We start from the raw sequence: 12,265 nt of genomic DNA, 5'->3' as shown, positions 1-12,265 counted from the left end.
ACGAGGTGCTTGCCGTTGCCGCCGCCCCGCAGGCCCCACACCGCCGCCGCGACAATGACGCCGTAGGACGCCAAGTAAACTAGATCGAGGGAACGCGGGCGCGCGGAGCTCACTTTCGGGCTATCGCCGCGAGGTCGTGCTTGTTGCGCTTATTTGCGACCCGTGGCCCATAGGCCGCCCTGCCCGAGCAAGATCAACACGGCTCCAAGCACAACCCAGATTGAGGGCACCTCGTACAGGAGCAGCCCGAGCACCATGGCCATCGGCACCTGCAAAAAACCGTAGGCCGCGGCGCGGCTCGCCGAAACCTTGGCCATGCCCATGGTCATCGCCACCTGCCCCACCTGGGTGCACAGGCCAATCGCCAGCAGCAAGGCGAGCTCGCCGAGCCGCAACGGGCGCCAATGCGCGACCGCCCACGGCGTGGTCAGTGGCAAGGCGACGAGCGGGAAAAAGAAGACGATGCGCAGCGGCGGCTCGCTTTGCGCGAGCTGCCTAACGGTGACATAGGCCGCCGCCGCAAGCGCCGCGCCGGTGATGGCGGTGAGCAGCGCCCACGGGCCGACGTCCGCCATCGACCAAACCTCGCCGGCCAAGGCGATGCCGCCGACCCCAAGCGCGAGCGCAAGCCAGACCATGGCATCGGGTTCTTCGCCCAGCGCCACCCAGGCAAAGATCGCGACCAACAGTGGCGCGGCGTTCTGAATGGTCGTGGCCTGCGCCAGCGGCATCGCGCCGAGGCTGATAAAGAAGCACGATAACGCGCCAGCGCCGATGAGGCCGCGCAGCAGCAGCGCTTGTGGGCGATCACCCCACATGGCTATGCCTTGTCGGCGCATGCCCCACCAACTCGCGATCAGCGAAACGAGCAGGCGCGACCACACGATGATGGCGACGTGAATCGTCGCGGCGGCCGCGTGCACCAGCGTCGCCATTACCGCGAACGCCGCAGCGCTCAACGTTAGCAACGCGCTGGCAGACCACGGCATCGGCGTAAATGTACGCGCATTGCGCGCCGCGCGTAGCAAACCCGCCATGGCAATAGCCGCCCGCGCCGCTTGCTGCGCCCGCCATGGCACCTTACGATCATATTAATGGGGCAACCGAGGGCACGCAGCTTGGGTCATGTCGTGGTCGGCGCGACGATCCTCGCCGCCATGCCAATGGAGTTGGGCGCGGCGCCAGTGCGCGGCAAGGTTGAGCTGCCTCAGAGCGGCATCGGCCCCGCCCCGCAACGCACCAAGGGCTTCCTTGATCGCAAAGCGAACCCGTTTTTGCCGACGCGGGTCAACGACCCCATGCCGCGTTTGGTGGTCGTGCTAGAGGGCGACACCACCGCCACGCCGCCGCCGGCGATTGACGTGTTTTGGGATTTTCTCGGACAATCATTCTCGCGCACGGTGTTTGCAACGCGCGTCGGCACGACCGTGGTAGTGCGCAATCGCGGCCGCACCGCGCCGATCTTAAAAAGCCTTGAAGACCCCGCGCTGGTCCCTGCGGGCCCGGTGAACCCCGGCGCGCAAAAAGAGCTTCGCATTAAAAAAGCCGGCACGTATTCGATCGTCGATCAGGACTTGCCGTTTTTGGGCGGCACGATCTTGGCGCTAGAGACGCCGTATTTCGCCATGGTCGGCGCCGACGGGCGGTTTGAAATTCCAGACGTCCCGCCCGGCCGATGGCGCGTGCGCGTGTGGTACGACACTAATTGGGTCGACCGCACCGATGAACAAATTACCGTAGGGTCTTCCTCCGCCGAGCTCAACCTGCGTTTGCCAGCGGGCCTTGGCACCACTAGCACCGCCAGCCCCACCGCAGCGCCCGCCACAACGCCCGCGCCGGGCGCGGCGCCTCCCCCCGCCAAATGAGACGCGCCTAATGTTTTTCACTCGATTTTGGTCCTTCGCCTTAGCCGTCGCATTGCTCATCGCGGTGCTGCTCATTGCTATCTTGCCTGGGCCGCCCATCGCGAACGCGATCGCGTCGCCCGCGAGAAGCTGACCGTGGCGTGTGACGCCGCCAATATTCGGCTTGAGAATTCGGCGCTAGCGCGCGTCACCGAGGTGGCACAGGGCGCTCGCCATGCCGAGCTCATCAGCACCCTGGGCGCCGCCAGCGAGGCCGCGCAAATCTCTGAAGAGATCAACGCGGCGGCCAAAGCCGTCGGCGCGAAGATGCTCGCTGAGTTCGGGGAGGCGGGGCCTGAGATTGCAATTTTGTTTGACCGCAACGGCCGCGTGATCGCGCGCCTGGGCAACGACGAAAACCTATTTGGCGACAGCATGTCGGGCCGGCCCCTGGTCGACGACGCGCTCAGCGGCTTTGTCCGCGACGACGTTTGGTTTGACAAGAACAATATCTTTTTGGTTGCCGCCTCACCGGTCGTGCTGACGTCGGCGGCCGGCGCCAGGTATGCCGGGGCGCTCTTGCTCGGGCGGGCGCTCAATGCCAAGTCGCTAAGTAAATTCGGTGACTCACTTGGTTTGCAGGTCGCAGCCTTTCTCGGCCCGCAGCAAATCGCATCCACCTCGAGCGCCCGGCTCGATGGCATCACCCTTGCGCCAACTAATCACCGCCGCACGTGTCCTACCAGCGCGGTGCAAATCGCGCGCAGCGGCGACACGGACCTGGTGGCTCTCTCGCTGTCACTGCCGGGCGAATCGCAGGCAAAGTCGGCGTATCTCGTGTTCTTTGCCTCGCGTCCCTTTGAGGACGGGCTGTTTTCGACCATCGGTAAGCTGACCCGTGCCGATCTAAAAATCCCCTGGGTGTTGCTCGCGTTGGTGGGCGGCGCTTTTCTCGCTGCCCTGATCTTTGGCCTGCTGTTGCCCTATTTCGAGAGCGGGCGACCGTTGCGAAGATTACAGCGCGACGCCCTTGGTCTGGTCCAGGCCAGCGCCGAGAAATTCGACGAGGCGCGCCACAGTGGGCGCTATGGCGAGGTCGCGCGCGCGGTCAATATCGTAATCGACAAGCTGATGCGCGAAACCAAGTCGGCGCGCAACGATCTCGACCAACTGCTCACCGGTGCCACCACCGGTGCCTCATCGGTCGGCATCGCCTCGATGCCGGCGCCGCTACCGCCACCAGTCGGCGGCGCTGATGACTTTTCGCTCGAATCGATTAGCAAGCGCTACGCCAATGACGACCTCGATCTGCCACCGCCGCCGTCCGCCGCCGCCCAGATGGCAGCCGCGCCGCCAAAGGGCGCGCCACCTGCGCTGCCCCCGCCGCCGCGACCGCCTTCCACGCCGGGCAGCGAAGATCCACAGCTGCGCGCCATCTACGACGAATACATTCGCACCAAGCAATCGTGCGGCGAGTCGACGACGGGCCTGACGTATCACAAATTCGAAGAGACCATCGCGCGCAACCGCAGCCAGCTCATCAGCCAAACCGGCTGCATCGACGTGAAGTTCTCGGTCTACGTCAAAGACGGCAAGGCCGCCCTACGCGCCGTGCCGGTGCGGGCTTAGGACGCGGCCTTGGTGCTATTTCGAAGTTCGCGCGATGGACTTGGCTGAGTTCTTACAACACAGATGGGAGGATGGCGCCATCCAACATTTGCTATTGCGCAACGACCACCTGACGCTGAGCATTAAGGACTGGCGGGGAGAAATATACGTTGTTGAATTTGGCAGCGTAAACAATCTAGTTCTCGATGAGTATCGCAATGAAGACATAAGTCACGTAGTTCACGAATCGAACGGAAAAGAACTAGTGATATGTTTCCACTCCGCATGGGACTCCAAGATCATTTTGCGGTTCACCATGGAAGTGCCTCCGGGCTCGCAGTGGGCGTTGCCTAGCTCTGCGGCGCATCGCGGCGAGGGTCGATGAGTCCATGCCTACGCCAGCCCGTAGTGAGCAGCCACGTCGCAGCCGCCGCCACGGGTGGGTCGTGCTCCTGAGGCGTGCCGCTCTGCCTCAACGATGTCTCGAACGTGGGCGAAAACCCGCGAAACCACCCGGCTGAGGTGCAGCGAAGATCTACCAACACCCGCGTGCTCGTTTGCTGGCGCCCAGCAGCAACCCGGTCTGGCTTGTGCTTGATGCTATTGAGCAGCACGTAGACCAACGCGTTGCGAACTTCTTTGGGCACGGTAAGGCGGCGGGCGAAGTAGCGGTCGCACCAGACCTTGTGGTCGCGACCAAGGGTGCGTTTGATGGCGAGGGCGATGCGAATCGCCAGGCTCGACATGCCGCTAGCCAGCGCGCGCTTGTCGATCGCTTCGACCAGCAGGTGCACATGCGTGTCCTGGATGGAAAATTGGGCGATGCGAAATGCGCCGCGATTGGCGTCGCCCTGCTGCCTGCCATGGACCTGGCGCATGGCGTTCGTTATGACGCGAACCAGACGCGGCTGACGCAGGCTCGGCACATCTGGAAGGGCCTTCATTGAAATGTGCAGCGGATGCGCAGCCTTATGTAGTGGACGCCGCGCGTGCGACACCATCGCGACCTTTCCGCTTGGCTTGCGACCGGCGCCGGCGCGCTTGCCGCCGCGGCGCGAGCCATCTTTGGCCTTGCGATGCGGCGTGCCAACAGCGAACGCAAGTTGCGCACGCGACTTGCTGCCTTTGCGAGTTATGACGCCCGTCATTGATTCGGCTATAGTATATCAGCGACCGACCTTAATCTACAAAAATCGATTGGGTACAAACCGGATACATAGCTGACACAACGGGCCATCGACATCGCTGACACGGACCGACGACATGGTTGACACCTGCGTTTTTGCGGTCAACGACCGGTAAAGACCGGGTACATCTCGGCCCTCGCAGATTCGACTCGTGTATGGATCCTTACACCGCCGCCCGGCCCGGGTCATTAGAACCCGGGGCCGGGGGACGGGGCAGTTACGGTGCTTGGCGATAGAGCGCCGGGGCGCTGGCCATTTGAAGCCGCGCCCGGCGCCTCCCCGAACAGGATCAGCGGTGTGGGCGGGAAATGTCAGCAGTCTGGTAGTGCCCGCTCGCACCTCTCAGCGTGGGTCTAAGTAGCCGACGCTGGCGCCGCGGCGACGAGCGGCAGGCACACCACGAAGGTCGTGCCGAGCGGCACGTCCGGCGCCTCGATGGTGCCGCCGTGCTCGGTGACGATGCGGTGGACGATGGCGAGCCCAAGGCCGGTGCCGCCGCGATCGAGCTTGCTCGTGACATAGGGCGTAAATAATTGCGCGCGCACCTCGGCGGAAAGGCCGATGCCGTTGTCGGCGACCGTCATCACGACGGCGTCGGCGGCTGCATCGCCCTCGGCGGCGAGGCGCGCGCTGCCGGCTTCGAGGCTCAGCGACAAGGTAATGCGCGGCGGCTGTGGCCGCGGCGCCTGCCCCACCGCATCGGCAGCGTTGTCGAGCAGATTGTGCAGCACCTGGCTTAACTGATCGCGATCGGCCGAGATCATGATGGGTTCTGGCGGCGCCTCAAACTCGACGTTGCCGCGCATGGCGGCCAGCCCCTTGGCAAGCGCCGTGAGGTCAAACTGCTCATAGACCGGCCGCGGCAGCCGGGCAAAATTGCCAAACTCGGTGGCAAATTTCTTGAGGCGTGCGGCCTCCTGCAACACGGTCTGTGTCGACTCGGCGAGGATTTCCGCGAACTGCGGATGGCCGCGCTCGTACGACTTGCGCAGCGTGTCCATCGACATCTGGATCGGCGTCAAGGGATTCTTGATTTCATGCGCGAGGTGGCGCGCGATATCCTGCCACGCGGCGCGGCGCTCGGCCCAGGCGACGCGCTCGTTGCCCTGGTTGACCTGCGCCACCATGTGATTAAATGCCGCCGCCAGCCCCGCCAACTCATCGTGGCCGTCGGCGGCGACGCGCCGCGAAAGATCGCCACCGGCGACGGCGTTGGCCGCAGCCACCAGCTCATCGAGGCGATGCGTCACGCGGCGCGACAGCCACGTCGCTAGGCCTGCGGCCAGCAGCAGCGCACCCAGGCTCGCACCTAGCGCAACCAGCGACAGGCGCGCGAGCACCCCCGAGAGCGTCTGGTCTGAAATATTGGCGTGCACCTGCGCGATGGCCGTGCCATCTAGGTTGAGCAAAGCGGCGCTTACGGTCGGCACCCGCGGCGGCTGACCGTCAAGTGGCGACGCGCCGAGCAGCACGCGGCCATCGCTGGCGACCAAGCGCGCGACGACCAAGCCTGGCCGCGAAATAGTTTGCAGCAAGGATTCGTCGAGCCAGCGCGCCACGAAAATCGTCACGAGGTAGGCGCCTTCTTGCACCGCGCGCAGGGCGATCGTCCGCACCTGACCCGCCTGCCCCAGGTCGTCGCCAAACGCGGTAGTGGCCTGCGCGAGGTCCGCCCGCTGCCCGAGCGCACCGGCAAGCTCGCCAACGAGCTCGGGGCGTCCGCTGGCGACGATGATGCGCTGATCGTGGCCGATGACGACGAGCTCGTCGACGCCCAGCGCGACGCGCGAGGCGTCGGCCACCGCCGCAAGCGCTCGGCGATCGCCCTCATCGAGCGCGCCGAGCTTTTGCTCGAGCCGCGCAAAGGTCGCGGCCATCAGCGGATGTTGCGCCTGCGCCACCGCATCGGCCACCTGCCCCAGCAATTGCCGGCGCAACGCCAGCTCACGCGTAAGGGCAACGTCGACATCGACCCGCAGCGCCGCATAGTCTTCGCGATAGCTCTGCGCCAAGATGTGGCGCGTCAGCAGCGTGGCGACGCCCACCAGCACCACGGCGACCGCCAACACGGCATAGAAGATGCGAGACCGTAGCGTCATTTTGAATCGTCTCCTGCCGCGGGTGCCGCGTACATGGCTTCCCATAGCGGCATGCCCCAACCATCAAACTCCACGCCTTGCAGCGCCTGTCGCAGCGAAAGCACGTGGCCGTAACGGAGCAACGTAAGGCGTGCTGGCGCTTCGGCCAATGGCGATGGCAGCGCGGCGCAAGCGGGGCATGTCGCGACATCGACCAGAACAAGCGCCTCTTCTGCCACGGTCGCGGTCGGTCCAAGCGCTGCATATTTGACCGACGTGACGGTCGCGATCACACCATGACGCGAGAGCTGCCACGCAACCTTGGCGGCGAGGTGGCGCAGGCGCGCGTTATCCTGATCGAAGTATAGCGGCACAGTCTGCGCCGTTTGCGTTTGCGACGATGCCGCGTCGACCTGCAATGTCATAGGTAGGGCTCGGGCGAACGGAACGTCTAGCGCCAGCGCCACAGTGTCGATCATCGATGGCAGCGGCAGCGCGGTCATTGCGCGACCGCGCCGGACGAGAGACACCTCCCGTATAAGCGGAGCATACAGCGCCGTCTCGGCATGCGCGCTAGGCAGACCTGACGCGTCGCCGCCAACATGCGACCACCACGTCGCGCCGCGATGATACTGCCTCGCCTCGCGTGCGGCGTCGCTGGGGGGCAGCCATGCAAGCTTGTCAAGCCAGGCCGGGGTGCCCCAATAATTTGCAAAGCGCTGCGCGCTGATCCACGTCGCGCCATCGGCCGAGGTGGACAGGCGCACGAACGGCCCGCTGCCGACGCCGCGCGTGGCGATCGCCATCCACGGCGCGGAGAGCTCGGCCGCTAGCCACGGGCGAGGCGCCGGCAACGTCAGCACAACCGCAAGCCGCGCTTCGTCGGCAGCGACCGACGTCAGCGCGAACCGCCCGCTGCGCGACGCGCGCAAGAGGGCATCGGCAACATCCGCCGCGGTGAGCGCGCGCCCGTCGTGCAGGCCTATGTCGGCGCGCAGCTCAATGGTTGCCACGGTTTGATCGGCACTCCACGCGATGGGGCCCGCGGCCAGGCGCGGCACAATGACGCCGTCGCGCCGCGCGACATAGAGCGGCTCGTAAAACAGCCGGCAAATACCAAGTTCGGCCGCCGTGTGCGCCAGGCTCGGGTCACCGCACGTACCCACGTTGGCAAGGGTGCTGTCGCTGCTGAGGACAACCTCGCCGCCGCGCGGTGGCCGCACGTCGCCTGCGGCGGGTGCAAGGAGCAACAGTTGCAGCACGCCAACCAGCGGCAACGCGCGCCGCTGAACCGCGGCCTTCACCATCGCAGCTCCCACACATCGAGGCGCGAGGCCCCGCGCAAGGCGGTTGCCACCAGCAACCGCGGCGACGCCGGCGTAGCTGAATTGTTTATTGCGACGATGCCAACGATGCCGCCCGCGAACTCGCCGCGCCAAAGCGGCCGTGACTTCTTGCCCGTGATGGCCGCCGCCCAAATGGAAAGGGTGTCGCCGCCGCCACGTGGCGCGTCGCCAGCGGTAACCACATAGGGTTGGCCTTGCCGCGACCACACAGAAAATGCATCGCCGCTACCGCCAAATGGGCCCCAGGTCTTTGGCGCGCCACAGGCCTCGGCCGCGCAGGTCGCCGCCTCAACGGTCAGGCGGCCCGCGAGCGACACGGCGGCGGTCCACGTCATCCGACCATCGCTTGCGGCAAACTCGCCACACCGCCGCCAGCGCCAGCGCTCATCGTCGCTGAAAAACGCGCCGTCATTTTCGTCCAGCGCCATCGAGCGCCCTTGGCAGAGCGGATAAAACGGTTCGGCATCCCATGCCAGCGTGCCGGACGCGAGGTCGAGCCGACTGCCAGCCAAGCGTTGCGACGAGCGAAACACGAACGCGTGCGAGCTGGCGTCGTAATAACCCGCCACCAGCGGCATGGCTGTGGGGCGTTCTGGCGGCAACGGCCATGCGCGCACGATGCGCCCGCTTTCGCTCGCGAAAACGACAACGGCCTCATCGCCAACTATGACGAGTTCATCGCTGCCATCGCGATCGGTATCGATCGCAAACACGCCGGCCGCTTCGATCTCAAGCGTATAGAGCCGCGCCAGCTGCGGCTGAGACTGTGACGGCGGCGCCGCCGCGGCACCTGCCGCATCCGCTGCACTTGCCAACCAAGCCACTACCAAGAATCCGTACCTGCGCATGCGTCGGCACCTATTTGAGTTACGGCGTCACGACCGGAGCATCGGCATCGGCATCGTCGTCACTCGCGCCACCGGCGGTTGGCTGGCGCGCCTCGCCACCATACGCGTCCTCATACGCCTGGGTCACCGCAGAATCTAAGTCCACCTGCCCTGGCAGCGGCGCTGTCTCGACGGGCGCGGTGCCGACCATAAAACCTCACTCAACACGGATTCCACGGGCGCGGCTGGATCGGCCAGCAGCCCGGTAACGCGATCGATGCGCACCTCTTCGACGCCGACGGGCCGCGGGAATGGCTTGGGCGCCAGCTTCATCGCTGCCACCATCTCGACAAAGATAGGTACCGCCGTCACGCCGCCGACCTCGCCACTGCCGAGCTGACGATTATTGTCGTAGCCAACCCACACGGCGAACGAATAGTCCGGCGTCGCCGCGATGAACCACGCATCACGCGAATCGTTGGATGTGCCCGTCTTGCCCGCGATGGGCAGGCCGAGCTTCGCGGCGCGCGTACCCGTGCCCTCGGTGATCACCGACTGCATCATGCTGAGGAGCACGTAGGCCGCCGACGCATCTAGCACCTGGCTCGCAGCCTGCGGCGGCACGACCTCGTCATTCACCTTGTCGATAAATTGCGGCGGCGAAATGGCGCCAAGGCTCGCAATGGTCGCCATGGCGTTGCCGATTTCGAGTGGCGTCACCTCGCCCGAGCCGAGCGCGATCGACAGCTCGAGCGGCAACTCAGAAACAATCCCGGCGCGCTTCGCAAAATCGACGATCGCCGCGGGGGTGATGTCAGCACACACCCGGATGGCCACGGTATTGATCGACTTGGCGAGCGCATAGCGCAGTCGCACCGGGCCCTCGAACTTGGCGGCATCATAATTCTTGGGCTTCCACAAATCGAAGACCTCGGGCGCGTCGTTGACGATCGAGGCCGGCGTGACGCGCCTGGCCTCAAGCGCGGCGCCATAGACAAAGGGCTTAAAACTTGAACCGGGCTGCCGCTTGGCCTGCAGCGCGCGATTAAAGCCACCCGGCACTTGGTCGTAACCGCCCACCAACGCGCGCACCTTGCGCGTTTTGTTGTCGATCACGACCACCGCGCCCTGGGCGCCCGGCGCCAACTGCACCAGCGCCTTGGCATGCTTAGGCTCGCGCGCCTCATTCACGTCTGCCTTGGCAATCTTGATCACATCGCCAACCGCAAACCGCGGCGACGGCTTGCCGTCCTGGCCAACTTTGACGTCTTTGCCATCTTTGCCGCGTGGCACATAGCGCGCATCGCCGGCGCCGCCGAGCAACACCGACGCCGGACCTTTGCCAAAATCGACGACCAACTCGTTGTCGTCCTCATGCACTTCAAGCACCACCGCCTCATAGCGATTGCGCGGGTCGAGCTCGCGTACCTTGGCGAGCTTCTTGGTGAGCTTGGCGACCTCGGCCGCGATCGCCGCAGGCTTAACCTTGCGCACCGCGACGCCAAGTTTTTGCCGCGCATCATAGGCTCGGAGGCCGGCTTCGAGCGCACCTTCGGCAGCTCCTTGCCATTTGGCATCTAGCGTTACCGTAACGCTCGCCCCCAGCGTGGCGAGGCGCTCCTTGCCATAGCGCGCGGTGAGGTCTTGCCGCACCAGCTCAACCCAGTCGGCGCCCACGCCCGCCGCACGCGGCGGCTCGGCCACAATGGTAAGCGGCGTATTCACCCACTGCTTTAGCTGCTCGCGTGTGATCTTGCCGGTTTCGGCCATGCGGTTGAGCACATGCGTTTGCCGCGCCTTGGCCGCCTCGGGATGCGACCTGGGCGACAGCCGGCTTGGCGACTGCGGCAAGCCAGCCAGCATCGCCGCCTCCCCGAGATTAAGCTGGTCGACGTCTTTGCCGAAGTAGAAGCGCGCGGCCTCTTGCACGCCGTAACGCGCATGCCCAAAGTTGATCTGATTAAGGTACAGCGAAAGAATTTCCTGCTTGGTGAGCTGCTTCTCGATCCGCCGCGCCAAGATAATCTCCTGCACCTTGCGCTTGATGGTTTTTTGCGGCGACAAGAAAAACGTTTTCACCACCTGTTGGGTAATCGTCGAGGCGCCTTGCTTGGCCTCTCCCGAGCGCACATTTTCAATCGTCGCGCGCACGATGCCCATGAAGTCGATGCCTTCGTGCTCCCAAAACGTCGCGTCCTCGGTTGCGACGACGGCATCGATGAGTTGCGGCGGCATGCGCTCAAAGGGCACCACCGTGCGCCGCTCTTCAAAAATTTCGCCAATGCGACGGCCCCGCGCATCGTAAATGACCGTGGTCTGATAGGGGTGATAGCCCTCGAGGTTGCGCATGCTCGCAATCGACAAGGTGTCGCTGCGCATATCGCGGTCTAGATCGCGCGACCACATCCAGAACATCGCCGCTAAGGCGCTGGCGCCCAGCGCGGCCATGAGCAAGCCGGCGAGCACAATGCGCTTGAGCCAACGCACCCACGGGCGTGAGGGCGCGGCCGCCTGACCTTTTTGCGGCGTCGTACGCGGTAACCGCGCGGTTGGTACGCGGCGTTTAGTAGGTGTCATCGGGGCTCCTTGATTGGATAGGCGGCGAGTTGGTCGGCACCGCCAGGGCGTAATGCGCAACCAGGGCCTCGGGCTCACGCACCGACCACGCCAGCATTTGGGCGCGCATGCGTTGAGTCTGGGACGGCGTCAAATCGCTTAGGCCACCGAGCTCGGCGCGCCGGCGCCCGGTCAGCGCGTGAATGGCGATCGCCGCCGCCGCCGAGATGTTGAGGCTTTGCGAAAAGCCAACCATTGGAATTGAGAAGGTTCCGGTGCAGGCGGCCTGCGCGTCCGGTGAGACGCCGCGATGCTCGTTACCAAAGACGACCGCCACCGGGCCTGACACGTCGATGTCATCCATCGTGTGCGGCGCCTCTAGGGCGGCGGCCCACACCGCGACGCCCGCGGCCCGCAGGCCCTCGATGCACGCAACCGTATTGCGATGCCGCTGCATCTCAAGCCATCGATGACACCCCTTGGTAACAGTCTTGGCCGGGCGAAATTCCTCGTTTGGATCGGAAATGTGCAGGCGGTAGACGCCAAAGGCCTCCGCGGTGCGCATGACCGCGGCCGCGTTGCGCGGGTCAAACAGGTCCTCGAGCACGATTTCAATCCCGAGGAGCCGGGCGGCGAGCACGCGCTCGATGGTCTGCCGCCGCGCCTGCCCCACGAACGGGGCCAGCGCCCCGACGACGTGGTCGGCGTCATGCTGGGCCAGCAGGGCATCAAAACGAGAAAGCGCCACGGCGGCAATGTACCACAGCTAAACGCCCGGCCTCGGCGGCTCCGCAAGCGCGACAATTGGCGAATTTGGGT

Annotated in this window: 9 protein-coding genes; 2 read left to right on the top strand and 7 right to left on the bottom strand. The window is 65.1% G+C overall.

Annotated elements, in window-relative coordinates; all coding sequences use genetic code 11:
- Positions 1-149: 149 nt before the first annotated feature.
- Entirely contained in the window at positions 150-989 is an 840-nt protein-coding gene (locus IPL79_00800; GenBank protein ID MBK9069539.1) for a DMT family transporter, read from the bottom strand.
- Positions 990-1,094: 105 nt separating this feature from the next.
- Between IPL79_00800 and IPL79_00795 the strand changes: the two genes are divergently transcribed.
- Positions 1,095-1,865 carry a hypothetical protein gene (locus tag IPL79_00795; GenBank protein MBK9069538.1) on the top strand — a complete coding sequence of 257 codons (771 nt, stop codon included), beginning with the start codon at positions 1,095-1,097 and terminating at the stop codon, positions 1,863-1,865.
- 27 nt (positions 1,866-1,892) lie between these two features.
- The gene (locus IPL79_00790) at positions 1,893-3,473 is read left to right on the top strand and encodes a hypothetical protein (protein MBK9069537.1); all 1,581 of its coding nucleotides are present in this window, start codon (positions 1,893-1,895) and stop codon (positions 3,471-3,473) included.
- Between the two features lie 329 nt (positions 3,474-3,802).
- Here IPL79_00790 and IPL79_00785 read toward each other — a convergent pair whose 3' ends face one another.
- From IPL79_00785 to IPL79_00760, 6 genes are all read right to left on the bottom strand, one after another.
- Positions 3,803-4,600 (bottom strand): transposase, encoded by a 798-nt coding sequence (locus tag IPL79_00785; protein ID MBK9069536.1) that lies wholly within the window; start codon positions 4,598-4,600, stop codon positions 3,803-3,805.
- Positions 4,601-4,992: 392 nt separating this feature from the next.
- Positions 4,993-6,738 carry a HAMP domain-containing protein gene (locus tag IPL79_00780; GenBank protein ID MBK9069535.1) on the bottom strand — a complete coding sequence of 582 codons (1,746 nt, stop codon included), beginning with the start codon at positions 6,736-6,738 and terminating at the stop codon, positions 4,993-4,995.
- On the bottom strand, positions 6,735-8,024 hold the full coding sequence (locus tag IPL79_00775) for a hypothetical protein (GenBank protein ID MBK9069534.1): 1,290 nt from the start codon (positions 8,022-8,024) through the stop codon (positions 6,735-6,737). The genes IPL79_00780 and IPL79_00775 overlap by 4 nt, the downstream gene beginning before the upstream one ends.
- Entirely contained in the window at positions 8,018-8,911 is an 894-nt protein-coding gene (locus IPL79_00770; protein MBK9069533.1) for a hypothetical protein, read from the bottom strand. Before IPL79_00770 ends, IPL79_00775 begins: the two co-directional genes overlap by 7 nt.
- Before the next feature lie 135 nt (positions 8,912-9,046).
- Positions 9,047-11,467: a PBP1A family penicillin-binding protein gene (locus tag IPL79_00765; protein ID MBK9069532.1), complete on the bottom strand. Its 2,421-nt coding sequence runs from the start codon at positions 11,465-11,467 to the stop codon at positions 9,047-9,049.
- Complete coding sequence (locus IPL79_00760; GenBank protein ID MBK9069531.1) at positions 11,454-12,194, bottom strand: RNA methyltransferase; 741 nt, start codon at positions 12,192-12,194, stop codon at positions 11,454-11,456. Before IPL79_00760 ends, IPL79_00765 begins: the two co-directional genes overlap by 14 nt.
- Positions 12,195-12,265 lie beyond the last annotated feature (71 nt).

The sequence above is a fragment of the Myxococcales bacterium genome, from assembly GCA_016716835.1.
Classification (GTDB): domain Bacteria; phylum Myxococcota_A; class Polyangia; order Haliangiales; family Haliangiaceae; genus JADJUW01.
This window is presented reverse-complemented; position numbering and strand designations above follow the sequence as displayed.

Bases quoted from the DNA above. Each gene is read 5' to 3' on its own strand.
- IPL79_00770 (MBK9069533.1), bottom strand. From the start codon at position 8,911: ATGCGCAGGTACGGATTCTTGGTAGTGGCTTGGTTGGCAAGTGCAGCG.
- IPL79_00800 (MBK9069539.1), bottom strand. From the start codon at position 989: ATGCCGTGGTCTGCCAGCGCGTTGCTAACGTTGAGCGCTGCGGCGTTC.
- IPL79_00785 (MBK9069536.1), bottom strand. From the start codon at position 4,600: ATGACGGGCGTCATAACTCGCAAAGGCAGCAAGTCGCGTGCGCAACTT.
- IPL79_00780 (MBK9069535.1), bottom strand. From the start codon at position 6,738: ATGACGCTACGGTCTCGCATCTTCTATGCCGTGTTGGCGGTCGCCGTG.
- IPL79_00795 (MBK9069538.1), top strand. From the start codon at position 1,095: ATGGGGCAACCGAGGGCACGCAGCTTGGGTCATGTCGTGGTCGGCGCG.
- IPL79_00775 (MBK9069534.1), bottom strand. From the start codon at position 8,024: ATGGTGAAGGCCGCGGTTCAGCGGCGCGCGTTGCCGCTGGTTGGCGTG.
- IPL79_00765 (MBK9069532.1), bottom strand. From the start codon at position 11,467: ATGACACCTACTAAACGCCGCGTACCAACCGCGCGGTTACCGCGTACG.